Source organism: Inquilinus sp. Marseille-Q2685 (assembly GCF_916619195.1).
Classification (GTDB): Bacteria; Pseudomonadota; Alphaproteobacteria; order DSM-16000; family Inquilinaceae; genus Inquilinus.
The window spans coordinates 237724-263196 of sequence record NZ_CAKAKL010000009.1; the positions used below are offsets into that span (position 1 = coordinate 237724).

The window sequence follows — 25473 nt, forward strand, 5'->3', positions numbered from 1 at the left end:
CCCCTCTCCTCGGGGAGAGGGAGGGACCCATTCGCGTTGGCGAATGGGAGGGTGAGGGGGACGGCGCCGGCCAATAAGGACGAACCATCCTCACCCCGTCGCCTGCAGCCCCGGGAACAGGTAGATGCGGCCGGAGTTCAGGTCGTAATCCGGGTCGTCCCAGCCGATCATCTTGCCGGGGTTCAGCAGGCCGCGCGGGTCGGTCTCGCGCTTGAACTCCAGCTGCACCGCGTCGGTGCGCTTCATCCCGCCCTCCTCCAGCGTGTAGCGGTGCGGGTTGAAGATAAGGCAGCCATGGTCCTCGTGGATGCGGATGATCTCGTCCAGCCGCTCCTCGGTGGTGAAGCGCACGATCGGCAGGCCGGAGCAGGTAACGTTGCCGTCGAAGCGGATCACCTCGAGATGCCCCGGCACCTCGTCGCCGAAGATCCGGGTCATCTCCTCGACCAGCCGCAGATGGTCGGGGAAGGGGTACAGCACCTGCAGATAGGTGATGGTCGGATCGATCTTGATCGCCCGCAGCGTGGTGTGGTTCCAGGTCAGCTCGTAGAGCGGCGGCAGGCCGCGCTTCTCCTGGTCCGTCGCGGTGTCGGCGCGGAACAGCACCTCGCCCTTCGACCGCTTCATGAAGGCCTCGAAGCCGCCCATGGCGAAGTCGGCCACCATCAGCAGCGCCACCGACTGGTCGCGGCGGATAAACTTCCGGTGCTTCAGGAAATAGTCGTGCGGCACCGGGGCGGCGACCGGCGCGATCTCCTTCAGCAGCAGCCCGTCGGCCCGGCCGATCTCCTCGCAGAAGCGGACCGCGTCCATCCAGTCGTCGAAGCCGACGACGACGTCCACCCACTCCGGCGCCGCGGCCAGCGGGATCTCGACTTCGGTGATGATGCCGTTGGTGCCGTAGGCGTGCAGCGCCTTCAACAGGTCCTCGCCGGTCAGGTCGAGGATGCGCGGCTCCGCCTCCATGGTCACGAGCCGCACCCGCATGACGTTGCCGAGGTTGCGCAGGCCGCCCCAGCGGATCGACCCGACGCCGCCGGAGCCGCCGGCCAGGAAGCCGCCGATCGTCGCCATCCGGTAGGTGGAGGGGAACAGCCGCATCTCCTGCCCGACCCGGGCCCGGGTCTGCACGTCCATCTGGGCCAGCACGGCGCCGGCCTCGGCCGCCACCGCGCCGGGGCGGATCGCGGTGACCCGGTTCATCCGCGCCAGGTTCAGCACCATGCCGCCCGACAGCGGCATGGCCTGGCCGTAATTGCCGGTGCCGGCGCCGCGCGGCGTCACCGGCACGCCATGGGCATAGGCGGCCTTCAGCGCCTGCACCACCTCGGCTTCCGAGGTCGGGGAGACGACGAGGTCGCCGGTGACATGCTCCAGCTGCCGCTTCAGCACCGGCGAGTACCAGAAGAAATCCTGGCTCTTCTGCTTCACCAGCACCGGGTCGTCGGTGACCCGCAGCCCCTCCAGGTCGCGCTTCAGCGCCGTGAGGTCGGTCATGCCTGCTCTCCTTCGGGCGCCAGCAGCGCGTCCAGCTCGCGGTAGTCCGGCGGGGTGGTGTCGATCGCCCGGCCGTTCCGGACCACGATCCGGTCGGCCTGGGGGCGGGACAGCAGCTCGGTCCAGCTGCGGGCGCGCAGCAGCACCAGGTCGGCGCCGCCGCCCGCGGCCAGGCGGCCGAGATCGGGCCGGCCCAGCACGGCGGCCGGGGTCGCGGTCACCGCCCGCGGCCAGTCGCCGACCGGGTGGTCGAGATGCAGGATGCGCGTCGCCTGGGCGTAGACCTCAAGCGCGTCGAGATCGCCATAGGCGTAGAACGGGTCGCGGGTGTTGTCGGAGGACACCATGACGGGAATGCCGCGCGCCTTCATCTCGTGCAGCAGCGTCACGCCGCGCCAGCGTGGCGTGGTCCCGGCCTTTCGGTCCTGCAGATACATGTTGCACATCGGCAGCGACACCACGGCGAGGCCGGCCTCGGCCACCAGGTCCAGCGTGCGGTCAATGACGTCGTCCGGCTGCCGGGCCAGGGAGCAGCAATGGCCGACCAGCACCCGGCCGCGGAAGCGGTGGCGGATCGCGGCCTCGGCGATCAGCGCCAGCGACCGCACCGCCGGGTCGCCGGTCTCGTCGGCATGGACGTCGAGGTCGAGGCCGTGCTCGATCGCATGGCGGAACAGCCGGTCGATGCCGGCCTCCAGCCCCGGCACCGGATAGGCGACGGCGCCGAGAATGCCGCCATGGGCGCGCACGGTGCGGCTGAGGTCGTCGAAATACGCATCCTCCAGCACCCGGTCGATGCCGACCAGGGCCGAGCCCTGCAGCTCAATCCGCCCGGCCCATTCGTCCCGCAGCGCGGCGAAGACCGGCCAGGAGACGCCGTGCTGCGGCGGGTCGCTGTCGATATGGGTGCGGATCAGCCTTGTGCCGTGGGCGAAGGCGCAGCGCAGGCTGAACTCCATCCGCGCCCGCACATCCGCCGCCGACCAGTGTGCCGCCCGGTCCGCCCGCACGGCGGCGAGCGCACCGTCGAAGCTGCCGTCCGGGTTCGGCCCGCGCGGCCAGATATGCCCCTTGTCGAGATGGGTGTGCGCCTCGACCAGGGCCGGCCACACCATGCCGCGGTCCAGGTCCAGCGCCGGCAGCGCCGCGCCGTCGGGGTCGGGGCCGCCGGCCGGGCGGATCGCGGCCAGCGTGCCGCCGTCGATGGTCAGGTCGGCCCGCGCCAGCCCGTCGCGGTCCGGCGCCAGATCCGTGCCCTCGACCAGGCAGGCCGGCACGGTGGCGTTGGTCAGCCGGTAGCGCCGGGCGTCCGGCAGGACAGCAAAACCGGGCATGCTCAGTTCTCCCGCCGGATCGCGCTTTCATGCCAGCGCCGCAGCAGCAGATGCGACACCAGGCTGGTCAGGGCGAAGATGGCCAGGCCGGTCAGGGTGATCAGGATCAGCGCCGCGAACAGCCGCGGCACGTTCAGCCGGCGCCCGGCCTCCAGGATGCGGAAGGCCAGGCCGGACTGGGCGCCGGCCGACCCGGCCGCGAACTCCGCCACCACCGACCCGATCAGCGCGAGGCCGCCGCCGATGCGCAGGCCGGTGGCGAAATAGGGCAGCGACGCCGGGATGCGCAGATGCAGCAGCGACTGCCAGCGCGACGCGCCATACAGCTCGAACAGGTTCAGCAGGTTGTGGTCGGTGCTCTTCAGCCCCTGGGTCATGTTCGACAGGATCGGGAAGAAGGCGACGATGAAGGCGCAGATCAGCAGCACCGATTCGGTCGACGGCGCGTAGATGATGATCAGCGGCGCGATCGCCACGATCGGCGTCACCTGCAGCACCACGGCATAGGGGTAGAAGGCCAGCTCCAGCCAGCGCGACTGGACGAACAGGATGGCCAGCGCCACGCCGCCGACCAGCGCCGCGGCCAGGGCGGCGAAGGTGATGGTCAGCGTCACCGCCAGGGCCGAGGACAGGATCGGCCAGTCGCTCACCATCGTGGCCGCCACCTCGGTCGGCGCCGGCAGGATGTAGCGCGGCACCTGATAGGCGGTGACGTACCACTGCCACAGCGCCACGAAGGCGGCGAAGGCGGTCACCGGCACAGCGATCCGCGCCGCCAGCGCCCGGATGCGGCCGGGGTCGGCCCGCCGGGCCTCGGCGATGGCGGCCTCGTCCTCGGCCGCGCCGGTCTGCAACTCGATCTCAGTCATCGCTGCCCCGCCGCCCCCATGATCGCCCGCATCAGCGCGTCCGACACGGTGCGGCAGCGCTCGTTGTAGGGCGTGGACATCCGGTATTCGTTGCCGCGCGGATAGGAGGCGTCCACCGCCACCTCCTCGATCACCCGGCCCGGCCGCGCCGCCATCACCACGATCCGCGACGACAGGTAGACGGATTCGAACACCGAATGGGTGACGAAGACGATAGTCCAGTTCTGCCCCTGCCACAGCCGCAGCAGGTCGTCGTTCAGCTTGATCCGGGTGATCTCGTCCAAGGCCGCAAAGGGCTCGTCCATCAAGAGCAGCTTCGGCCGTGTGACCAGGGCCCGGGCGATCGACACCCGCATCTTCATGCCGCCCGACAGCTCGCGCGGATAGGCGCCGGCGAAGCGGTCGAGCCCGACCATCGCCAGCGCCTCCATCACCCGGTCGCGCGCCGCCGCCCGCGACAGGCCCTTCAGCCGCAGCGGCAGCCAGACATTCCTGAACACCGTGGCCCAGGGCATCAGCGTCGGCTCCTGGAACACGAAGCCGACCTCGCCGTCCGTCGCGGCGCGGCCCCCGTTCGGCCAGCGGATCGCGCCGGCGGAGGGCGCGCCGAGGCCCGCGATCAGCCGCAGCGCCGTCGACTTGCCGCAGCCGGAGGGGCCGAGCAGGCTGACGAACTCCCCCTCCCGGATGTCGAGCGTCATGGCGGAGAGGGCGAGGGTGCCGCTGGCGAAGCGCTTCGACACCCCGTCCAGCGACACCAGCACCCGGCCGCCCTCGGCGGCGTTCTGCCCGGGCGTGGCCAAGGCGACCGAATCCACCTCAGCCGCCGGCCAGCGTCTTGTAGACATCGAGGCCGATACCCTTGCACACGAAGCGGTTGGTGAAGGCCTTGCCCACGTCCAGCCCGGCCTCCAGCACGCCGGCCTTGACCATGCTGTCGTAGAAGCGCTGGTACCGCTCCGCGCTCTGGCAGCCGATGCCCTTGGCCTCGGCGTCGCCGGCGATGATGATGTGCTGGGCCTTGAGCTGCTCGCGCCCATAGGCCAGCTGCTCGTCCGTCATCTCCGGATTGTCCTTCTTGATCAGGGCGTTGGCCGCCGCCGGGTCGCCGAAGAGATAGTTGTACCAGCCGATGATCGAGGCATCGACGAAGCGCTGCACCAGGTCCGGGTTCTGGTCGATCAGCGACTGCTGCACCGCGATGGTGGTCGAATAGGCCTCGTAGCCGTTGTCGGCGAGCAGGAAGACCTTGGGCTTCCAGCCGGCCTGCGCCTCGATGTCCCGTGGCTCGGAAGTCAGGTAGCCCTGCTGGCCGGATCTCGGGTCGGCGATGAAGGGGGCGGGGTTGAAGGTGTAGGGCTTGTACTGTTCGTCCCGGAAGCCGGGATAGGCCGATTTCAGCCAGCGGAAATAGGTGTCGTAGCCCTCGCCGGACAGGAACAGCGTGTCCAGCTTCGCCAGGTCGCCGATGGTCTCGATCCGCCGGTCGGGATGGGCCATCAGGATCTGCGGGTCCTTCTGGAAGATGGCGGCGACGTTGATCACCGGCACGCCTTCCTTGACCGAATCGAAGGCGTCCAGCGTGCCGCCCATGAAGAAGTCGATCTGGCCGGCCACGAGGCGCGCCCGGTTGGCCGCCTGCGGCCCGCCCATGACGATGGTGACATCGAGGCCGAACTTGGCATAGGTGCCGTCCGCCACCGCCTGGTAGTAGCCGCCGTGCTCGGCCTGGGCCAGCCAGTTGGTGCCGAAGCTGACCTTGTCGGCCGCCGAGGCCGCACCGACCGACAGCGCGGCCGTCAGCCCGAGGGCGAGAGCGAGGACCCGTCCGAAAAGTTGCATGAAGCCGATCCCTATGTCGTTTTTTTATGCCGCAGCGCCAAAGACGACAGGAAGCAACGGCCGTGCCATCCGCCTCCGATTGGAAGAGGCGCCGCGGCCGGCCGGCGATCCGCGGGGTATCGTTCCCGCCGGGCGCCGGACGGCGGTGCGCCGCGGCCGACGCCCTTCCCTCCGGTTGCCCAACGAATGGGCAGCCTAGTCCAGTTTTCCGGCACGCGGCAACCTTGCGCCGGCCCGTCGCCGGTCCTACGGTTTCCTGCCTTTTCCGGGAGACGAATCCCCTTGTCGCGCCCCATCACCCCGGCCGGAATCCGGCCGCCCTTCGCCCGCTACAGCCATGCCGTCGAGGTGCCGGCGGGCAGCCGCCTGGTGGTCTGCTCCGGCCAGCTCGGCATCGGCCCGGACGAGGCGGTGCCGGACACGGTCGAGGGCCAGGCCGAGCTGTGCTTCGAGAACATCCGGGCGATCCTGGCGGCGGCGGGGATGGACCTGTCGCACATCATCCGGATCAACGCCTTCGTCACCGGGCGGGAGCATCTGAAGGGCTACATGGCGGTGCGCGACCGCGTCGTCGCCGACCCGCCCCCGGCCTCGACCCTGATGATCGTCTCCGGCTTCTCCCGGCCGGAGTTCCTGGTCGAGGTGGAGGTCATCGCCGCTGGGCCGGCAGAGGCCGTTGAATGACCTATTTTGTTGTCATGCCCGGGCTTGACCCGGGCATCCAGAAGGTGTCGACGCTCTCTGGATTGCCGGGTCAAGCCCGGCAATGACAGCAAAGGGATGGACCGGTCTCTTCCCTCCGATGCCCGCCGCCTGAAAGGACTCACCGATGCTGCCGAAGCGTTACTGGTACGAGATGACGACGCTCGACTTCCGGGAGGGATCCGAGGGCTGGATCGCGGTGCAGCCGGTCTGCGCCATCGAGCAGCATGGGCCGCACCTGCCGGTCTACACCGACACCTGCATCGCCGAGGGCATGGTGCGGCGGGGGCTGCAGCTGCTGCCGGCCGACCTGCCGGTGACCTTCCTGCCCACCCAGGCGGTCGGCAAGTCGAACGAGCACATCGCCTCGCCCGGCACCCTCACCCTGTCCTGGGAGACGCTGACGCAAGTCCTGATCGAGATCGGCGAGAGCGTGCGGCGGGCGGGGCTGCGCAAGCTGATCCTGATCAACTCCCACGGCGGCAACGTGCCGATCCTCGACGTGGTGGCGCGCGAGCTCAGGGTCCGGCACGGCATGCTGGCGGTGCATTCGGCCTGGTCGCGCTTCGGCAACCCGGACGGGCTGTTCCCGCCCGAGGAGTCGACCTACGGCATCCATGGCGGCGACATGGAGACCTCGGTGATGCTGCATCTGCGCCCCGACCTGGTGAAGATGGAGCTAGCCGAGGATTTCCGGTCGACCCAGCTGGACTTCATCCGGGAGTTCGCGCATCTGCGGGCGCATGGCGTGTCGCAGTTCGGCTGGATGGCGCAGGACCTGAACCCCGGCGGCGCGGTCGGCAACGCCGCCAACGCCACGGCGGAGAAGGGGCGCCAGGTCGTCGACCACCAGGCCGCCGCCTTCGTCGCCCTGTGCCGCGACGTGCACGGCTTCGACCTGTCGCGGCTGTGGGAGCTTGGCGCCTAAGCCGGCGTGAACACCTCGACCGGCACCCGCACGCCGCGCAGGGTCTGCGGGCCGAGGCAGCGGAACAGCTGCGGCGCCGCCAGCGCCTCGACGAAGCGGCGGCTGACCACCATCGGCACGCCCAGCGCGCCGCACAGGGTCTCCAGCCGGGCGGCCTCGTTCACCGCCGGGCCGATGATGGTGAAGTCCAGCCGCTGGCCCGAACCGACATTGCCGTACAGCACGTCGCCGACATGCAGCGCCACGTCCAGCGTCAGCACCGGCGCGCCCGCTTCGGCCCGGCGGAGGTTGATCGCGGCGATCCGCTCCAGCGCCTCGGCCGCGGCGGCCAGCGTCCGGCCGCAGGTCTCCGCCGGATCCGCCTCGGCGAAGGCGAAGGTGGCCAGCAGGCCGTCACCCATGAACTTCAGCACCTGCCCGCCGCGGGCCTCGACCGGCGTCGCCAGCGCGTCGAGATAGTCGTCCAGCATGGCGACCAGCTGGTCCTGCGGCAGGGCATCGGCCAGGGCAGTGAAGCCGCGCAGGTCGCCGACCAGGATCGCGGCCGAGATGGTCTCGACCGAGCCGCGGCGGATCTCGCCGTCCAGCACCCGCCGGCCGACGTCGCGGCCGAGATAGGTGCCCAGCACGGTGCGGAAGGCGGAGAGATCGATGCCGGCGCGGATGGCGGCGCCGAACACCGGCATCAGGTCGTCGAGCGCCCGCACCTCGGCCTCGGTGAAGCCGCTGGGCCGGTCGGTCGCCAGCGTCACCGAGGCGCCGGTGCGCAGCGGGTGCAGCGTGCCGTCGAAGCCGAAGGGGATGATGAAGCAGAGATAGTCGGTGGCGCCGGCATCGCGGAACTCGGCCAGGACCGGGAAGCGGTCCACGCCCTCGCCCCGTTCCAGCCGGTAGCGGGTCAGCGGCACGATGTCCTCGGCCTTGGCGGCGGCCGGATCGGCGGCGGCTTCCCGGGCGGCCAGCACCGCCTCGTAGATCGGGCTGGGGCTTGCGATCCTGCCCCAGGAGCCGTGGCCGTACTCCTCCCTCTCCCGGACGCCGTCGCGGGTCCAGATCAGGCCGAACGCCTCCATCTCCGGATGCAGGGTGGTGGCCGAGAGATAGGCCCGCCACAGCGGGATGCCGGCTTCGAGCAGGCCGTCGGCGAAGCCGCAGGCGACGTCCTGCACCGGCCCGGCCATCAGCGCCTGGTTGCCCAGCCAGCGCCGAAGGCGGGCCAGGGCGGCGGCGGTCCTATCGATCACGCGACAGGCCGCGCGCTTCCAGCGCGGCGAGATAGGCGCGCCACAGCTCGTCCTGCCGGGTCGCCAGCTCGTGCAGCCAAGTCCAGGAATAGATCCCGGTGTCGTGGCCGTCGTCGAACACCAGCCGCACCGCATAATGGCCGACCGGCTCGACCGCGGTGATGGCGACGTTGCGCTTGCCGCCGACGATGGTCTTCTGCGACGGGCCGTGGCCCTGGACCTCGGCCGACGGGCTCTCGACCCGCAGCAGCTCGGCCGACAGGGTGACGTGCAGCCCGTCGTCGAAGCGCAGCTCCAGCACGCGCTCGGCCCGCTTCAGCCGGATCTCGACCGGCCGGGCGGCGCTGCCGGTCAAAGGCGGGCTGCCCATGTCGGTCATGGGGTCAGCGCCGCGCGTCGGGGTCGAGCGGCCGGGCCTCGTCGATCAGCATGATCGGGATGCCGTCGCGGATCGGATAGGCCAGCCGCGCCTGGTCCGAGATCAGCTCCTGCGCTTTGGCGTCATAGCGCAGCGGCGCCTTGGTCAGCGGGCAGACCAGCATCTCCAGCAGCCGCGGGTCGACCGCCGTCGGGCTGCTGGGGGCGGGGCTGCTGGAACCGGCTGGGCTGCCGGAATCGGATGTATCGCTCATGGGCACGGGGTCCGGGAACAGGGGCCGTCAGTGGCGCACGCGGCCGGCATGGCCGCCATGGATCGCCATCCGGATGATCGATAGCATGACTTGGGTGCGCTCGCAGAGATCCTTCGCCTCGAGCAGCGCCTGCTTCTCCTGCGGCTCGAACGGGCAGATCATGGCCAGCGAAGTGACCAGGCGCTCGTCCGGGGTCTGGCCGATCGCCTCCCAGTCGGCCGACAGGCCGGCGATACGGAAATAGTCGGTCAGGGCCCGGTTCAACCCGGCGCGGTCGATCTCCGCCGCAGACGGCTCGGCCATGTCGGCGGCGAAGCCGGTCCAGCCCGGCCGCACCCGGCGATAGCCGCGCCGCTCCTCCAGCTCCTCTTCGACCCGGAACCGGCACAGCCCGGTCAGGGTGATCAGGTAGCGGCCGTCATCGGTCTCGTCGAAGCTGGTGATCCGGCCGGCGCAGCCGACGGCGTAAAGCGGCGGCGGCGCCGCGCCCCAGTTGCCGGGGCGCGGCTGGATCATGCCGATCATCCGGCCGCCGGCCAGCGCATCCTCGACCATGGCGAGGTAGCGCGGCTCGAAGATGTTGAGGGGCAGGAGGCCGCGCGGCAGCAGCAGGACCCCGGGCAGGGGGAAGACCGGCAGGTCGGTGCCGAGGTCCTGGAAGGCGGGCGCGCGCGGCCCCCTCTTCATGTTTCGATCCGGCTCATGAAAACAGGAGCGAGGACAACCGACGCCGGCCGGACAGGGTCAGGGGGTCGGTCGGGCCCAGCGCCTCGAACAGCTTGACCAGCTGCTTGCGCGCCGCCTGGTCGTTCCACTCGCGGTCGCGGCGGAACAGCTCCAGCAGCTCGTCCACCGCCGCGTCCTGCTGGCCGGCGCCGTAGAGGGCGGTCGACAGCTCGTAGCGGGCCTCATGGTCGTTCGGGTTGGCCTCCAACCGCTGCCGCAGCCCGGCCAGGCCGGCGATGGCGGCGGCGCTCTGCTCAGCCAGCTCCAGCGCGCTCTTCGCCGCCAGCACGTCCGCATGGCGCGCCAGATCGGGGCTCAGGCTCTCCAGGAACTGCTTGGCCTGCTCGGTCTCGCCCAGCGCGATCAGGCAACGGGCCAGGCCGGCCGCGGCGGCCGCGCTGTCCGGGGCATGCGCCAGGACATGCTGGTAGATGCCGGCCGCCTCCTCGATGTTGCCGCTGTCGAGCACGCTCTTGGCCTCGGCCAGCAGCTGGTCGACATGATCGTGGGCGTCGTGCCCGGCCAGCTGCACCAGCTTGTCGATGAAGCTCTTGACCTGGCTCTCCGGCACCGCGCCCATGAAGCCGTCGACCGGGCGGCCCTGGTAGAAGGCGTAGACCGTCGGCACCGACTGGATGCGCAGCTGCGCCGCCAGGGCCTGGTTCTGGTCGATGTCGACCTTGACCAGCCGGACCTTGCCCTGGGCGGCCTGGACCTGCTTCTCCAGGATCGGGCCCAGCGTCTTGCACGGGCCGCACCAGGTGGCCCAGAAGTCGACGACGACCGGCACCTCCATCGAGGCCTCGATCACGTCGGCGCGGAAGCCGGCGGTGTTGCTGTCCTTGATCACCGGTGCGGCGCCGCCGGAAGCGGCATTGAGAAGGGCGTCCATGGCGTTGTCCCAGGTCTGGTATTGATCTGTGCCGAAGGCCGGCGGCGGCAAGCGGCGGCGTCAGCCGCCGGCAGGCGCATCCTCCGCCGATGGCGTGATGGTGGCCGGCTCCGCCGGCAGGGTGACGGAGTCGAGATCGACGATATGGGGTTCATGGCCGCAGCTGGCAATGAAGGCCAGCAGGCCGGCCGGCTCGATCGCCGTGGTCATGGTGTTGACCAGCGGATGGAAGTGCAGGGTGCCGTGCCGCATCATGTCGGCGTCCAGCACGATCGTCACCCGCCGGGCGTCGTCGTTGATGATGGCGAAGGGCGTGACCGAGCCGGGGGTGACGCCCAGCGCCTCCATCAGCCGGTCGGGCGAGCCGAAGGACAGCCGGCCGGATCCCAGCAGCTCGCCCAGCGCCTTCAGGTCGACGCGGCGCTCCTCCTCGCAGACGACGAGCCATTCCTGGCCCTTCTTGTTGCGCAGGAACAGGTTCTTGGAGTGCCAGCCGGGCAGCAGGCCGCGCAGGTGGCGCGATTCCTCGACCGTGAACACGGCCTCGTGCTCATGCGTCGCGACCTCGACGCCGAGCGAGCGCAGCCGGGCGAACAGGTCCGCCGAGGTCGCGCAGGGGCGGGCTGCGGCGGCGGGCAGGGACGATTCGGGGGCGGTGCTGTCGGGCGCGGTCATGGGCGGTGTTATACGAGCCCGCAGCCGCGCTTCCAAGCCCGCCCCGGCCGTCGCTTCGCCGCGGTGTCGCGCGGCGCGAAAAATTTCCGCATTTAGATGCTTGCAAATCCCGCGGCATCGGATATAACCCGCCACCTCGACGGGCGCTGCGGCGCCGACGACGCCAGAGCGGGCGTAGCTCAGGGGTAGAGCACAACCTTGCCAAGGTTGGGGTCGAGGGTTCGAATCCCTTCGCCCGCTCCAGTTTCTTCCAGGAAAATCAGTGACTTAGCGAACGCCCTCATGGGCGTTTTCTGCTTCCCCGGCCTCGCTTGTCCAAGCGGGGAAGCAGGGGGGAAGCAACCGGACGCATGTTGCAGCGCACCCTGATGCCGCTGTGACGCCGGTCGTCTCCAAGCCCGACTCGCCATCTTGCCTCCATCAACTCGGTCCAGAAGCCGTGCGTGCGATCGTCCGGAGGACGCGACGCCGGTGCTCATTTGCATCCCAAGTTTGGTCTGGATATATTACGGGAAATTGCCTGGAGAGCAAGTGTGGCCAGCAACTCGCAACGTCGCGCCATCCGGGAGTACCGGTCCCGTCTCACCGCTCGAGGCCTGGCGCGCTTCGAGGTGCTGGGCCTCGACACCGACCGCGACCTGATCCGGTCTCTCGCGCGCCGGCTGGCGGAAGGCGGTCCGGAGGCCTCTCGGCTCCGCGCCGTGGTGAGCCAGGGTATCGCCGGCGAGGCGCCGAGCAAGGGCGGCATCCTCGCCGCGCTGCGCCGTTCGCCCCTGGTCGGAGCGGATCTCGACCTGCCGCGTCCCCGTGAGGAAGGACGCCAAGTCAATCTCTGATGCGCTATCTCCTCGACACCAACATCATCAGCGCCATCGTCAGGCCGATCCCGCCGGAGGCGCTCGTCGTCTGGATGGCCGAGCAGGTCGACGAGGATCTCTTCATTGCGTCCCTGACCGTGGCCGAAATCCGACGCGGCATCCTGGAGAAGCCGGCGGGACGCAAGCGCGATCAGCTCGAGGCTTGGTTCGCAGGGCCGGAAGGTCCCTCGACCCTCTTCGCGGGCCGGATCCTCCCCTTCGATGAGAAGGCGGGCCTCATCTGGGCAAGGCTGATGGCCGAAGGCACGGCCGCGAGGCGGCCGCGCAGCGCGCTCGACACCATCATAGCCGCGGTCGCCGAGGCGAACAGCTGCATCGTCGTGACCGACAATGAGAAGGATTTCGCGGGGGTCGAGGTCCTCAATCCGCTGCGGACTACAGAATAACCACCGGTCCGTCGGATCTGGCTGCGGCTGCCGAGACACGGCGCACGGCCTCTTCTTCACGGCATCTGCCGGCGGCTTGGCTCGCCGCATATGCCTCTGGTCAGCTTGCGACAGGCCTCGGTGAACTGGGCTGCTTGCCTCAATGATCGCCCCGTCGCGGGCTTCCGACGCTGGCCGGCGCTGCCGCGGCGTCAAGCCCAGCCCGCACCGGACCGTGTTGGGCCTGACGCCGCGGCCGTTGGCGCCGGCCCTTCGCCTCCTCGCCCTCGATCGGAGGGCGATCGCAACGGAGGCAACCATGTCCCATCCCCTCATCACCGACGCGCAGCGTGCCGAACTCCTCGCCAACGGCGCCCGCACCGCGGCCGGTGAGACGATCGACCCCTATCCCGTCGTCAAGCTCTTCACCCCGGACGCCGGCGCCACCTGGCTCTTGACGGAGCTCGATCCGGCCGACCCGGACCTCGCATTTGGCCTTTGCGACCTCGGCCTCGGCTTTCCCGAACTCGGTTCGGTCCGGCTCTCCGAGATCGTCGCCGTTCGCGGCCGGCTCGGTCTGCCGGTCGAGCGCGACCTGTTCTTCCGGGCCGACCGGCCGCTGAGCCGATACGCTGAGGAGGCGCAGCGCCTCGGTGTCATCCGGGCCTGATGCGCCTGTCCGCGCCCCGCCTTCGGGCAGGGCGCTTCTTTCATGTCCGCCGTTCCGGATCTCAGGCCATGCGGCGAGCGGGACGGTACAGCCATCGCCGTGATCGCTGTGCACACCGTCCCGCTCGAAGTCTATCCCCGACGGCGCGGGGTGGGCGTCGCTTGCCTGTAGGCCCGCCGCGCCGATCCGCAACGCGCTGACGCGCGTCCTCCACTCCGTTCCGGCCCGGACGCTCATCCCGCGCACCGCCACAACCGCTCCGACCGGGTGCGGACCGCCTCCCTCGGCGGGCCTGCCGGCCGCTCTCCGCCGCCCACCCCGCCGTGTCGGGGAAAGGCGCGGTGGTCTTGTCAAAGGAGAGCGACCATGACGACGATCATTCGCGATATCCCGCTGTCGAAGCTGGTGCCCTCGGCGCACAACGTCCGCCGAACCGGGCGGGAGGCCGGGATTGAGGAACTGGCGGCGAGCATCGCCGCGCACGGCTTGCTGCAGAGCCTGTCGGTCCGGCCGGTGCTGGACGGGGAAGGAGCTGAGACCGGCAAGTACGAGGTGATCGGCGGCGGCCGGCGCCTCGCCGCGCTCAAGCTGCTGGTCAAGCGCAAGCAGGCCCCGAAATCCGCGCCCGTCCCCTGCGTCATCGTCGAAGGGGAGGGCGAGGAACTGTCCCTGGCCGAGAACGTGGTGCGCGAGAGCCTGCATCCAGCCGACCAGTTCGAGGCTTTCAAGCGGCTCGTGGACGAGCACGGTTTGGGTGCGGAGGAGATCGCCGCCCGCTTCGGCGTGACGCCGCAGGTGGTGCGGCAGCGGCTGCGGCTCGGCGCCGTCAGCCCGAAGCTGATGCAGGTCTATCGCGAGGGCGGGCTGGCGCTGGAGCAGTTGATGGCCTTCGCCGTCACCGAGGACCACGACCGCCAGGAGGACGCCTTCGCCCGCCTGTCCTGGAACCGGGAGTCCGGCTACATCCGGCGGATGCTGACCGAGGGGCATGTCTCGGCCCGCGACCGCCGGGCCGTGTTCGTCGGCGCTGCTGCCTATGAGGAAGCCGGTGGAGTCATCGTCCGCGATCTGTTCACCGAGGACGGCGGCGGCTGGTTCGAGGACGCCGACCTGCTCAACCGGCTGGTGCTGGAGAAGCTGGAACGGGTGGCGGAGGACATTCGGGCCGAGGGCTGGAAATGGGTCGAGGTCTATATCGACTACCCCTATGCCCACGGCCTGAGCCGGGCCTATCCGCAGCCAGTGGAGCTTCCGCCCGAGGATCAGGCGAAGCTCGATGCGCTGTCGGCCGAATGGGACGAACTGGCCCAGCAGTATGACGGGATCGACGATCTGCCGGAGGAGGTCGCTGCCCGTCTCGATGCTCTGAACGCCGAAATCGAGCGGCTGTCGGCGCAGCGGCATGCCTATGACCCGGAGACGATCGCGCGGGGCGGGGCCTACGTGGTGCTGGGCCATGACGGCGCCGCCCGGATCGAGCGCGGCTTCGTCCGGCCCGAGGATGAGCCGAAGGCGGAGAGTGCGGACCTCGCTGCCGAGGAGGCGGACATGCACGGAGCGGACCCGGAGACGGTGGTGGACGAGAATGAGGGCGATCACGACCCCGACAAGCCGCTGTCGGACAGCCTCGTCCGCGACCTCACGGCGCACCGGACGCTAGGGCTGCGGATCGCCCTCGGCGAGAACCCGGACGTCGCGCTGCTCGCTGTCACGCATGCGTTGGCGGCACGGACGTTCTACCGGGGCGAGGACGACGGTAGCTGCCTCGACATCCGTCCGAACTCGGCCTTCCTGAGCGGGCATGCGGACGGTATCGCCGACACGGCTGCGGCACAGAAGCTTGGAGAGCGCCACGCCTCTTGGGCCGCGCAGATGCCGGCGGATGTGGCCGATCTGTGGGAGTTCGTCGTCGGCCTCGACCACGACAGCCGGATGGCCCTGCTTGCGCATTGCGCGGCCCTGACCGTGTTCGCGGTGCGCATCCCCTGGGATCCGCGGCCGAAGGCGCTGGCGATGGCGGATGGATTGGCTCAGGCGCTGGCTCTCGATATGTTGGCGTATTGGTCGCCGACGGCGCGGAGCTACTTCGGGCGGGTCACGAAAGCGCACATCCTTGCCGCCGTGCGCGAGGGCGTTTCGGATGAAGCGGCCGATCGGATGGTCGGCATGAAGAAGCAGGAGATGATAGAGGCCGCGGAACAGCTTCTGACCGGAACCGGCTGGTTGCCCGTGCAACTGCGGGCGCCCGAGGCGGTGCCGAGCGGGAGCGTCGGCCCAGCCGATGGCGAACGATACGCGCACGCCGCTGAATAGAAACATACCGGGGCCGCCGAGCGGCCCCGCCTTCTTTCGAGATGCATTTCGTGTCAGGAACGGTCCGCCTGCAATGGGCCGGTTTGTCCCCATTGCCGCCATTCTGAGGCTGTCCGTAGCGCTCCGAACCGGACGTCTGCCGGCGCTGCGGCGGATCCCGAAACCGGCCGTCAAGGCAGGGGCTGGTTCGTCCCCTTTGCTGTCATTCGAAACCGGTTCAGGATGCTCCGAACCGGACATTGCCTGTCGTTGCAGCGGCTCTCGAAACCGGGCCCAAAGGCGGAGGCCGGTTCGTCCCCATTTCAGGGATTAGGAATAAGCTAGTCGAGGTGAGCCCATGAACGAACAGCCGAAGTTCAATGTCGAGGACGAGTTCGCGGAAGCCATCAGGTCGATCGGTGGCTTCCGCGTCACCGAGTTATTGGGCATGTCGCCTGGACACCCTAATGCTGACTTCGCATTCCCTGCCGACTCCGTCGTCGCCGAATTAAAATGCTTGGACAAGGATCAAATCAACGACGCGCGAATTATCGAGAAGGCATCGGAATTGTACGTTGAGGAATTAGTCGCCGGAAGAGCACCAGTGGTGGCTTTTGGCGACGTCCATATGACTACAGCCGGCTTCTCGGAGGAGCACGTGCGCAAGATAGCGGGCCTTTACCGGGTTCCCGTCGAGCGCGTGGTGAAAAAGGCTGCGGTGCAGATCGAAAATACCGTTGGCCCGCTCGATATTTCCGAGCCAATCGGCTTCCTCCTGCTCGCGAACGACAACCATTCCGCGCTCGATCCCGCGCACATGGCAGCGCTCGTGAATGAAATATTGGCTAAGCCCGATTACTCGAGCATCGACATCGCAATCTTGTTCTCGGGCAACCTAGCCGCCGCCTTTCCTGGTTCATCCCACCGGGTGGACTACTGGATTGTTATTGGTCGCCGAACAATAACACCAGAATTGCATGAATTTATTGTAAGATTGCGAGAGGCTTGGCTGTCGAGGCTGGAAATTATTTTTGGTAATAAGAGGTCCTACGCGGGGCCAGGGGACATGCAGACCCTTATTAATCTTGAAACCCGACGCGACACTACTCTCGGAAAATTTCGGTGACAGCGCACAATTTTGACACCACTCCATAAGTCCATAAGCGAGTGAGCGAGTGAGCGAGTGAGCGAGGCTGATCGACGGCTAGGTACTCGCCGGTCGACCCTAGTGTATGATCGCGCTAACCCCAGCAATGGCGAGACCCTAAAAGTGCACTCTCACCGAAATTCCCGCTTCTGGTAGCCGAGCCATCGTCCGTCCGGAGGCATGGGCACAACGACCTGCTCCTGGCGCGCTCCAGCTTGGCTACGGCCGAGAAGAGGCCGCGTCAGATTGGCCGGGCCGGCATAGTGTCGAATTCCCCCGCCTTGATCCATGTCCACTTCGGAGAACCGACGGCGATACCTGATGGACGAACCGCTAAGCGCAGGATTAAATACGCTCATTTGGGGAACGGGTATGGCACAGCAAGAAGTCCTTTTTGATCAGCGATTCCTTGACAAACATGCAGGGGCTATAATCTCCGACCCCGCAGTGGCCATTGTCGAGCTGGTGGCCAATGCCTGGGATGCATACGCCTCCGCGGTCGAGATTACTTGGCCCAACCGGAAGAGCGGGACTCAGTTTTCGATCGCCGACAATGGCAAGGGCATGACAGCCCAAATGTTCGAGCGCCGATGGCGGAAGCTCGACTATAACCGAATTGCGGAAGAAGGAGGGACCGTCACCCCGCCGACGGAACTAGAGGAGTTCCCGCCGCGCAAAGCATACGGTCGGAACGGGCGTGGCCGACACGCGGCATTTCGCTTCTCCGATCCCTACACCGTGCGTACTTGGCGAGACGGCATCGAAGTCACCTTCGAGGTGCGGCGCGGCACGACCAGTCCGTTTGAGATCATGCTCCTCAACAAGCGAGAAGGTGTCGACGGGCACGGCACAGTCATATCGGCCACCTCCATCTCGGATGGGGTGGCGATGTCGGCGGAAGAAGCCAGGGAGGTGCTCGGGACACGGTTCCTTGCCGACCCGAACTTCAGAGTTTCAGTGGACAGCGTGGTGGTCACCTTCGATGACGTCCCGAGGCTGAGGCTCAAGGAGGTGGATGTCGACGTGTCACCGTTTGGATCGGCGCACTTGATCTTCGTCGACACAGTGAAAGCCGATCGTACAACCCAACAGCATGGAATCGCATGGCGCGTAATCAATCGCTTGGTCGGAACGCCTGGGTGGGTGGCGTTCGACCAGGAGCGGGTCCTGGATGGGCGAAAGAGTGAAGCGAAGCGGTTTCAGGTGATCGTCACAGCTGATTTCCTTGAGGATTCGGTCCTCCCGGATTGGACCGCTTTTGATCCGCAGAGCGCTGCCTGGAGGGCGGCGAGGACGGCGGTTCATGATGCCATCCGTGACTTCCTCGCAACGTTCACGGCGGCGAAGCGGCAGGAGACCAAGGAGAGCGTCAGAGAGAGCCTTGCAGACACGGTAGTTCGGTTACCTCCTGGCGGGCGCGCTCGCTGGGACGGCTTTGTAGATGCCGTGGTGGACACCTGTCCAAGCATCACACCGGACGAGATCAAGCAAGTCGCAGAAGTTCTTGCGAATCTTGAGCTGTCGACAAGCAAGTATGCGCTAATCGGGAAGCTGCAGGAGCTGCCACCTGGAGATCTGGATGCGCTGCATAAGATTCTGGAAGACTGGACAGTGGCTCTGGCAAAGGATGCTTTGGACGAGATACAAACAAGGCTCAAGCTTGTCGAGGAATTGGATCGTAAACTTCGGAGCGAAGCATCTGACGAGGTACGAGATCTCCAACCTCTGCTTGAGAAGAGCCTTTGGGTTTTTGGGCCGGAGTTCGAGTCGCTCGAATTTACCAGCAACCGGGGCATGACCACGGTTATCCGAGAGATCTTTGGGGCCAAGGACCAAGGTAGCCTTCTCCGACCCGACTTCGTGATGCTGCCGGACGGATCGGTCGGCCTGTACAGCCGAGACTCCTACGACGAGCGTCATGAGGTGAGCGGTGTGGCACGGCTGGTCATTGCGGAAATCAAACGGCCCGGTGTCCCCATAGGCAGCCAGCAAAAGGATCAAGCCTGGAAATACGTTAAGGAATTGATCCATCGAGGCTATGTCACTCGGCTCACCAATGTGGACTGCTTTGTACTCGGGTCCCAGATTGAAGTGGCAGAATCAGGAGAGCGCAGGGAGTGGGACGGTCGCGTTGTTATTCAACCTCTTCTATACAACGCCTTCATTAGGCGCGCTGAGGCTCGGATGCTTGGCCTGCGGAGCAAGCTCATTGAGGCGCCGTTCCTTAGAGAACACGGGATAGATGGCGCGGCATTCCTGAATCAACCAACCCCGCGTCAAGGCGCCTTGGATCTCACGCGGTAAGCCGAACCAAATTTCATTGCCGCAGCCACTATGTCGCCTCGCTGTGGGCCGACTGGACCATGCGCGTCGGAATGTCTACTGGGTGGCAATGAGTATAGCTTCGGGTTGATCTGCAAGGCCCAGGCATTGGCAAAGGGCGAAGGGATGTGATTACGAGGTCCGTGAGGGCCAGAGGGCTTTCGGCTTCACAAAATCGGCATTCCGCACCCAGAGCCGCCACCATCCGATCGGCGAGGGTTCACGGGATTAGGAACGCGATCACCAACGAAGACGGCGATCGCCATCAGTGGTGGCAGACGAGACGGCTTGCGACCAACAGCCCTCTGTGTCCGCAATCGGGATACCGCCTCAATGACCGCTTTGGGCGCAACCAAGACCACCCACCTGCCCGTAAATTGCTGAATCCGTTGAGTTTGGGTACGTCCGGAGTTGGGACGGCGGTGGGGTGACCGCAAATGTTTAGGGCTTCGGATGCCGGCCCTGGCGCGGGAGGTTGTGCCGGGAGCGGGGCCGGCGTCCGAAGGCCTTCAGGGGAGGAAGCCGCGGTCAGCCCGAGCGGTGCCGGCCGGTTGAGGCGGGACTATGGGGATTGCGTCTCGCGCCGGGTCCCGAGCGGTGGGCGGGCGGGCGATGACGGGGGCGGCCAGCGCCGGCCGGGGGCGCCCGGAGCGGTCGCGGCGCGGGTTGAGCCGGGGGCGGGGCCGAGAGACCGACGGGTTCAGAGGCTGTCGGTGGCGTGAGGCGCAGCCGGGCCGGAGCCGTGGCCGAAGGGTGACGGCGTCGCAGGCTCGGGCGTGTCGGCGCGGCGGCATTCATGAGGTGTCGAACCAGAGAGGGAGGCCGGCGGCGATGCGCGGCGCGCGGCCGTGACCGAAGCGCTCGATGATGCGCATGCGTCCGCCACAGCAGGGGCAGGTCGGCAGGGCCATGACCTCCGGCTCGGCTGGTTCGGGGGCGTCGTCGGCCGGCGCGGCGGGCTCGTTGCCGGCCTGTTCGGCGATCAGGGCCCGGAGGTGGTCGAGGTCGACGGCGTGGGAGCCCTTCGCCAGGAGGCCGTAGTGGCGGATGCGGTGGAAGCCCGGGGGCAGGACGTGCAGCAGGAAGCGGCGCAGGAACTCGTCGGGACTGAGGCTCATGGTCTTGAGCTTGGTCGCGCCGGTGGCGGGGTCGGCGGCGCGGTAGTCCTTCCAGCGGAAGCGGACGGCATGGTCGTCCAGGCTGACGAGACGGCTGTTGGCGATGGCGACGCGGTGGGTGTAGCGGGCGAGATAGGCGAGGACGGCGGCCGGCCCGCCGAAGGGCGGCTTGGCGAAGACGACCCATTCGGCCCGGCGCAGCGGCGCCAGGTGGGCAGCGAAGGCCGCGGAGGCCGTGAGGTGGGCGAGGTCGCCGAAGAAGGCGAGCCGGCCCTGGGCGTGGGCGGCGGCGAGCCTCTCCAGGAAGAGCCGGCGGAACAGGCGCGAGAGCACGCGGACAGGCAGGAAGAAGCCCGGTCGGCAGGCGACCCAGCGCTCGCTGTCGGGCGAGAGCCCGCCGCCGGGGACGATGCAGTGGACGTGGGGATGGTGGGTCAGCGCCGAGCCCCAGGTATGCAGCACCGCGACCAGGCCGATGCGCGCCCCCAGGTGCCTGGGATCGGCGGCGATGGTCTGCAGGGTCTCGGCGGCAGCCTTGAACAGCAGGTCGTAGACCACGGCCTTGTTGTGGAAGGCGATGGCGGCGAGCGGAGCCGGCAGGGTGAAGACGACGTGGAAGTACGGCACCGGCAGCAGGTCGGCCTCGCGCTCGGCGAGCCAGGCCTGGGCTGCCGAACCCTGGCATTTGGGGCAGTGGCGGTTGCGGCAGGAGTTGTAGCTGACCGCCAGGTGCCGGCAGTCGTCGCAGCGGGCGACGTGGCCGCCGAGGGCGGCGGTGCGGCAGGCCTCGATGGCCGACATGACCTTGAGCTGGCCGAGGCTCAGATGGCCGGCATGGGCGCGGCGGAAGGCCTCGCCATGGGCGCGCAGGATGTCGGCCAGCTCCAGGGCTGGCCGCGGCACGGCCGGTCAGGCCGGCGGCGGCCGGAGATGGGCCAGCGGGCTCTGCACCGCGCCGAGCGTCTTCAGCGCCACCCGGGTGTAGAGCGCGGTGGTGTCGAGCTTCTTGTGGCCGAGCAGAACCTGGATGACGCGGATGTCGGTCTTGCGCTCGAGCAGATGGGTGGCGAAGGAGTGGCGCAAGGTGTGCAGCGAGACCCGCTTGTCGAGCGCCGCCGTCGCCGCCGCGGCATGGCAGGCACGGTTGAGCTGACGGGTGGTGAGCGGCTGGGCCGGATCGCGGCCGGGGAACAGCCAGCCCCGGGGCCGGGCCTCCCGCCACCAGGCCCGCAGCAGGTCCAGCAGGTCGGGCGCGAGCATGACGTAGCGGTCCTTGCGGCCCTTGCCCTGCTCGACCCGGACCAGCATGCGGGCGGAGTCGATGTCGGAGACCTTGAGATGCACGATCTCCGAGGCGCGCAGGCCGCAGCCATAGGCGACGCTGAGCGCCGCCTTGTGCTTCAGGCCGGGGGCGCAGTGCAGCAGCAGCGCCACCTCCTCGGGGCTGAGCACGACCGGCAGCCGCTCGCCCGTGCGCACCGTCGCCAGCCGCTCACCGAACGCCGGCCGGCCGAGCGTGACCTTGCAGAAGAACCGCAGCGCCGAGACCGCGAGGTTCATCCTGCCGGGCGAGGCGCCCTGGGCCGCCAGATGCAGCTGGTATCGCCGCAGGTCCTCCGGCTCGGCCCGGTCCGGCGAGCGGCCCAGGAACCGGGCGAAGTCGGCCACCACCCGGACGTAGTCGTGCTGGGTCTTCGGCCCGAACTGGCGGATGCGCATGTCCTCGATCATCCGCTGGCGCAGCGGGCTCATCGGCGCAGAGCTCATCGAACTCTCCTGTCTGCAGAGGGATGGACCCCTGATTCAGACAGGACCCGCGATCAGCGCCCAGGCCGGCTCAACTCTCCGCCCACGCCGCACGCCCATGCCGCGGCAGCGGCTTCGTCCAATGGCGCTTCTCAGCCTGCTTCTAGCAGTCTCAGCCCGGACGGTGATGATGCGAGTGGAAGGCCTGACATCCAGCCCTTCACCGGCTGTGCCATTGGGCCTATCCATGACGGGACGTCCTGAGCTGCGGGGCCATGCCAAGCGGAGGTTCAGACTATGGCGGAAGAGCGCCTGCCCAGATTTGCCATTCTCATTGATGCCGACAACACCTCGCCGCGCATCGCCGCTGGGTTGTTCGAAGAGGTCGCCAAGTTCGGCGAGGCGAGCGTCCGACGGATCTACGGCGATTTCTCAGGCCAGCGTCTGAAGTCCTGGGCCGACATCCTGCAGAAATATGCGATCGACCCGTACCAGCAGTTCGCCTACACGACGGGGAAGAACGCGTCCGACATCGCCCTCGTGATCGACGCCATGGATCTGCTGCACAGCGGCCGGTTCGATGGGTTCTGCCTGGTCTCCTCCGACAGCGATTTCACGCGCCTGGCATCCCGCCTTCGCGAACAGGGGGCCGATGTCTATGGCTTTGGCGAGCAGAAGACCCCCGAGAGCTTCCGGCAGGCATGCCGCAGGTTCATCTATACCGAGAACCTGCTGCCGGAGGCGCAGGGGGCCACGCCCGCGGAAGAGCCTTCCCGCCGGCCTCTCGAGCCTCCCAGCGCCGCCATTCCGATTTTGCACAAGGCCATCGCGCAGATGGAGACGGAAGACGGTTGGGTGGGCCTGGGCGCTGTGGGGCAGCGCCTCGCGAATATCGCCTCGGACTTCGATCCGCGCACCTATGGCTATCGGAAACTCAGCGATCTGGTGCGAAAGACCGAAGCGTTCGATCTCGATCAGCCGGAGGGCCGGGCCATACGGATCAGGCCGCGACCGACTCCATCGTCCGGAACTTCCAGCAAGGCGACGGCCGGAACGCGGCGCGGCCGAGGCCGGACATCCAAGCAGTGAAGCCATCCGAACGGCAGGCGCCTGCTGCCGGCCATCTCCAACTGCGGATCTCGGGCGGTTAAAATCATCGTCTTCGTTCCTATATCTGATAAGTCGACCTAGATTTGTTCGGCCAGCTCTCAAAGCTCGTGATCGAGCGCCGAGCTCAGCTTCCGTACCTTTCGAAGTTTGACCGCTGCTGTTGTGGAGCGCTGTTTGTCGTCTCATTGCTCGCGGCAATTCTCACGGACACCACCGCCCGATTCTGCCGGGCAGTTCATGGACAAACATGCAAAGCACTCCCAACCCGAAGCCCGTGACGGCACGGTCGCGCCCGCCGCTCGACGCCGACGCGGCGCTGCGGGCCGAGGTGGCCCGCTTCCGGACGCCGAGCCTGCCGAGGGCGGTCTGGCAGTTGGCCTCGACACTCGCCGGCTTCGTCGCGGTCTGCGCGGCGATGTATGCCAGCTTCGGGGCATCGTACTGGCTGACGCTCGGGCTGGCCGTGATCGGGGCCGGCCTGACCGTCCGTCTCTTCATCATCCAGCATGATTGCGGGCACGCGTCGTTCTTCGGCTCGCGCCGCGCCAACGTGGCGCTCGGCCGCCTGTGCGGGCTGATCACCTTCACGCCCTTCGCGAATTGGCGGCGCCAGCATGCGGGGCATCACGCCGTCTGGAACAATCTCGACCGGCGCGACAGCGGCGTGGACATCTACTCGACCTGCCTGACGGTCTCGGAATACCACGCGCTCGCGCCCCGGCGCCGTTTCCTGTATCGGCTGAGCCGGCATCCGGTCGTCACCGGGCTGCTGCTGCCGCCGCTGGTCTTCCTGTTGCTCTACCGGCTTCCGTTCGACACGCCGAAGGCATGGCGCCGGGAGCGGCTGTCGGTCCTCGCCACGAACGCCGGCATCGCCGGTCTCTTCGGCGGCCTCGGGCTCGTCCTGGGGTTCGAGCGCGTGCTGCTGGTCCAGCTGCCGATCCTGATGATCGCGTCGATCATCGGCGTCTGGCTGTTCGCGGTTCAGCATCGTTTCGAAGAGACGCTGTGGCAGCGGGATGCGGAGTGGACGTTCGGCGCGGCCTCGCTGCAGGGCTCATCCTATCTGAAGCTGCCGCGGATCCTGCAATGGTTCACCGGCAATATCGGTTTCCATCATATCCACCACCTCAACCCGCGCATCCCCAACTACCGCCTGCCGGCCTGTCACGCCGCGATCCAGGAACTGCGCGCCGTGCCGAGCCTGAGCCTGTGGGATGCCCTGCGCGCGCCGTTCTTCGCTCTTTGGGACGAGAAGCGGCAGCGGATGGTCGGGTTCCCGGCCGCGGCCGTCAGCCGAACCTGATCACGGGCGGCTGAGATCCGGCCGCGGCGGCCGGCGTCGGATCGACCGTCCCCCGTCGGCCGATCACCAGGCCACGACAAAGGCGGCGAACAGGACGCCGACGACGATCGCGACGATCCAGGACGGCGCCCGGGGGTTGGTCGCCGCCCAGTATCGCCAGCTTTCAAGCAGCCGATCGAGCGGGCGGGGCGCAGGCCGACCCGGTGCTTCTCCCGGTCGCGGCGCGGAGCGTTCGTCTCCCGGCCCACCGGCTTTCACGGAGTCCGGCGACGCGCCATCCCGCAGCAAGGCCGCGGAAAGCTCGTCCGGATCCACGGTGACGACCTGGACCAGCTCGCCGCTCCCGGGCCGGCCGGGCAGGCGGATCATCGTCGCGATCCGCCGGTGGACGGGAGGCGACGAGCCGTCGAGCAGCTCCTCGTCCGTCTCCACCGTGTAGGTTCCGGGCAGCTGCGGCCCGTCGATGCCGCTCAGGGTGAACGGCCGGACGAAGGTCACCGTCCTGCTGCTGGCCCGTAAGGGTCACTCGCGGCTCCTTGCTCTCGCCGATCGATCTTCCGGTGTCGGCGCCCGCCACGCCTGCGGCTAGGCGAAGGCCCGGACCGCGGCGTAGACGACGATCAGCACCACGAGGGCGATCGGAATCACGACGGGCGGGACGAACCAGGCCTTCATTGCGGTGTCCTTTCGAGACCCGGTGATAGTCCTGCCGAGGGGACCCTCGCCTCTATCCTGGGTCTCCAGACCAACGCGTGGCGATGCGCCTGCGCGATTTGCGGAGCTGTCAGGTGCGAGGCGACGCGCTCGTAACCCGACCGGGCATTTTGCCGGCGGGCGCCGGACAGTCCCTCCGCCGCCAAGAGAAACCACGTGCATGCCTGCAGGGCATCCTTCGACGCATACGAGTCCTCGACATAGAGTTCGGCCAGCCGGGCCTGCGCTCTGGGCAGACCCTGCCGCGCCGCGCGCGACAGCCATCTGATGGCATCCGGCCGCTTGCCGTCGATGGCGTTGACGTCGTCACCCTCGCGATTGCCATAGATGAGGCCGAGGTTGAATTGCGCGACGGCATCTCCCCGGGCTGCATCGCAATGCAGACGCTTCATGCTGTCGATCCTCATGATGCCACCTTGATATTGGCGTGTGCCGCTTTGGCCCCCGGACGCATGGGCGACCTG

At 68.0% G+C, this 25473-nt stretch carries 25 protein-coding genes and 1 tRNA gene; 11 read left to right on the plus strand and 15 right to left on the minus strand.

The window, feature by feature from the left end:
* Positions 1 to 90: 90 nt before the first annotated feature.
* The 5 genes from LG391_RS30030 to LG391_RS30050 form a co-directional block, all read right to left on the minus strand.
* On the minus strand, positions 91 to 1497 hold the full coding sequence (locus LG391_RS30030; RefSeq protein ID WP_225772000.1) for an FAD-binding oxidoreductase: 1407 nt from the start codon (positions 1495 to 1497) through the stop codon (positions 91 to 93).
* A complete protein-coding gene (locus LG391_RS30035; RefSeq protein WP_225772002.1) occupies positions 1494 to 2831 on the minus strand; it encodes a cytosine deaminase in 1338 nt (445 codons plus the stop codon). The genes LG391_RS30030 and LG391_RS30035 overlap by 4 nt, the downstream gene beginning before the upstream one ends.
* A gap of 2 nt (positions 2832 to 2833) precedes the next feature.
* A complete protein-coding gene (locus LG391_RS30040) occupies positions 2834 to 3700 on the minus strand; it encodes an ABC transporter permease (RefSeq protein ID WP_225772004.1) in 867 nt (288 codons plus the stop codon).
* Positions 3697 to 4401 carry an ABC transporter ATP-binding protein gene (locus tag LG391_RS30045; protein ID WP_374200807.1) on the minus strand — a complete coding sequence of 235 codons (705 nt, stop codon included), beginning with the start codon at positions 4399 to 4401 and terminating at the stop codon, positions 3697 to 3699. Before LG391_RS30045 ends, LG391_RS30040 begins: the two co-directional genes overlap by 4 nt.
* 118 nt (positions 4402 to 4519) lie before the next feature.
* Positions 4520 to 5542, minus strand: a complete 1023-nt coding sequence (locus tag LG391_RS30050) for an ABC transporter substrate-binding protein (protein WP_225772008.1) — start codon at positions 5540 to 5542, stop codon at positions 4520 to 4522.
* Positions 5543 to 5824: 282 nt separating this feature from the next.
* On the opposite strand from LG391_RS30050, the gene LG391_RS30055 reads away from it, so the two are divergent.
* Entirely contained in the window at positions 5825 to 6226 is a 402-nt protein-coding gene (locus LG391_RS30055) for a RidA family protein (RefSeq protein WP_225772010.1), read from the plus strand.
* 145 nt (positions 6227 to 6371) lie between these two features.
* On the plus strand, positions 6372 to 7172 hold the full coding sequence (locus LG391_RS30060) for a creatininase family protein (protein WP_225772012.1): 801 nt from the start codon (positions 6372 to 6374) through the stop codon (positions 7170 to 7172).
* Here the strand turns inward: LG391_RS30060 and LG391_RS30065 are convergent.
* The 6 genes from LG391_RS30065 to LG391_RS30090 are packed head-to-tail and all read right to left on the minus strand — an operon-like array spanning position 7169 to position 11341.
* The gene (locus tag LG391_RS30065) at positions 7169 to 8416 is read right to left on the minus strand and encodes an adenylate/guanylate cyclase domain-containing protein (protein WP_225772015.1); all 1248 of its coding nucleotides are present in this window, start codon (positions 8414 to 8416) and stop codon (positions 7169 to 7171) included. The genes LG391_RS30060 and LG391_RS30065 overlap by 4 nt on opposite strands.
* Positions 8406 to 8795 carry a gamma-butyrobetaine hydroxylase-like domain-containing protein gene (locus LG391_RS30070; protein WP_374200805.1) on the minus strand — a complete coding sequence of 130 codons (390 nt, stop codon included), beginning with the start codon at positions 8793 to 8795 and terminating at the stop codon, positions 8406 to 8408. Before LG391_RS30070 ends, LG391_RS30065 begins: the two co-directional genes overlap by 11 nt.
* Before the next feature lie 4 nt (positions 8796 to 8799).
* Positions 8800 to 9048 (minus strand): Trm112 family protein, encoded by a 249-nt coding sequence (locus tag LG391_RS30075; protein WP_225772016.1) that lies wholly within the window; start codon positions 9046 to 9048, stop codon positions 8800 to 8802.
* Between the two features lie 27 nt (positions 9049 to 9075).
* Positions 9076 to 9735, minus strand: coding sequence for an LON peptidase substrate-binding domain-containing protein (locus LG391_RS30080; protein ID WP_225772019.1), 660 nt, complete (start codon positions 9733 to 9735; stop codon positions 9076 to 9078).
* 13 nt (positions 9736 to 9748) lie between these two features.
* Entirely contained in the window at positions 9749 to 10666 is a 918-nt protein-coding gene (gene trxA, locus LG391_RS30085; protein ID WP_225772021.1) for a thioredoxin, read from the minus strand.
* A gap of 60 nt (positions 10667 to 10726) precedes the next feature.
* Positions 10727 to 11341: a prolyl-tRNA synthetase associated domain-containing protein gene (locus tag LG391_RS30090; protein WP_225772023.1), complete on the minus strand. Its 615-nt coding sequence runs from the start codon at positions 11339 to 11341 to the stop codon at positions 10727 to 10729.
* Between the two features lie 168 nt (positions 11342 to 11509).
* Between LG391_RS30090 and LG391_RS30095 the strand changes: the two genes are divergently transcribed.
* The 7 genes from LG391_RS30095 (at position 11510) to LG391_RS30125 (ending at position 18997) form a co-directional block, all read left to right on the plus strand.
* A tRNA-Gly gene (locus tag LG391_RS30095) sits at positions 11510 to 11584 on the plus strand.
* Between the two features lie 290 nt (positions 11585 to 11874).
* Positions 11875 to 12177, plus strand: a complete 303-nt coding sequence (locus LG391_RS30100) for a hypothetical protein (protein ID WP_225772025.1) — start codon at positions 11875 to 11877, stop codon at positions 12175 to 12177.
* Entirely contained in the window at positions 12177 to 12605 is a 429-nt protein-coding gene (locus LG391_RS30105; protein WP_225772027.1) for a type II toxin-antitoxin system VapC family toxin, read from the plus strand. Before LG391_RS30100 ends, LG391_RS30105 begins: the two co-directional genes overlap by 1 nt.
* Before the next feature lie 298 nt (positions 12606 to 12903).
* Positions 12904 to 13254, plus strand: a complete 351-nt coding sequence (locus LG391_RS30110) for a DUF2958 domain-containing protein (RefSeq protein WP_225772029.1) — start codon at positions 12904 to 12906, stop codon at positions 13252 to 13254.
* Between the two features lie 366 nt (positions 13255 to 13620).
* A complete protein-coding gene (locus tag LG391_RS30115; RefSeq protein ID WP_225772030.1) occupies positions 13621 to 15567 on the plus strand; it encodes a ParB/RepB/Spo0J family partition protein in 1947 nt (648 codons plus the stop codon).
* 337 nt (positions 15568 to 15904) lie between these two features.
* Positions 15905 to 16672 (plus strand): hypothetical protein, encoded by a 768-nt coding sequence (locus LG391_RS30120; RefSeq protein WP_225772032.1) that lies wholly within the window; start codon positions 15905 to 15907, stop codon positions 16670 to 16672.
* Positions 16673 to 17065: 393 nt separating this feature from the next.
* Positions 17066 to 18997 carry an ATP-binding protein gene (locus tag LG391_RS30125; protein ID WP_225772034.1) on the plus strand — a complete coding sequence of 644 codons (1932 nt, stop codon included), beginning with the start codon at positions 17066 to 17068 and terminating at the stop codon, positions 18995 to 18997.
* Positions 18998 to 19809: 812 nt separating this feature from the next.
* Here LG391_RS30125 and LG391_RS30130 read toward each other — a convergent pair.
* Both LG391_RS30130 and LG391_RS30135 read right to left on the minus strand, forming a co-directional pair.
* Positions 19810 to 21036, minus strand: coding sequence for an IS91 family transposase (locus LG391_RS30130; RefSeq protein ID WP_225772036.1), 1227 nt, complete (start codon positions 21034 to 21036; stop codon positions 19810 to 19812).
* A gap of 6 nt (positions 21037 to 21042) precedes the next feature.
* Positions 21043 to 21900: a site-specific integrase gene (locus LG391_RS30135; protein ID WP_225772038.1), complete on the minus strand. Its 858-nt coding sequence runs from the start codon at positions 21898 to 21900 to the stop codon at positions 21043 to 21045.
* Positions 21901 to 22176: 276 nt separating this feature from the next.
* On the opposite strand from LG391_RS30135, the gene LG391_RS30140 reads away from it, so the two are divergent.
* Both LG391_RS30140 and LG391_RS30145 read left to right on the plus strand, forming a co-directional pair.
* The gene (locus tag LG391_RS30140) at positions 22177 to 22968 is read left to right on the plus strand and encodes an NYN domain-containing protein (RefSeq protein WP_225772041.1); all 792 of its coding nucleotides are present in this window, start codon (positions 22177 to 22179) and stop codon (positions 22966 to 22968) included.
* Between the two features lie 349 nt (positions 22969 to 23317).
* A complete protein-coding gene (locus tag LG391_RS30145; RefSeq protein WP_225772043.1) occupies positions 23318 to 24295 on the plus strand; it encodes a fatty acid desaturase in 978 nt (325 codons plus the stop codon).
* A 63-nt stretch (positions 24296 to 24358) separates the two neighbouring features.
* Here LG391_RS30145 and LG391_RS30150 read toward each other — a convergent pair whose 3' ends face one another.
* Both LG391_RS30150 and LG391_RS30155 read right to left on the minus strand, forming a co-directional pair.
* Positions 24359 to 24793, minus strand: a complete 435-nt coding sequence (locus LG391_RS30150; RefSeq protein WP_225772045.1) for a hypothetical protein — start codon at positions 24791 to 24793, stop codon at positions 24359 to 24361.
* 173 nt (positions 24794 to 24966) lie between these two features.
* A complete protein-coding gene (locus LG391_RS30155; protein ID WP_225772047.1) occupies positions 24967 to 25401 on the minus strand; it encodes a tetratricopeptide repeat protein in 435 nt (144 codons plus the stop codon).
* Positions 25402 to 25473 lie beyond the last annotated feature (72 nt).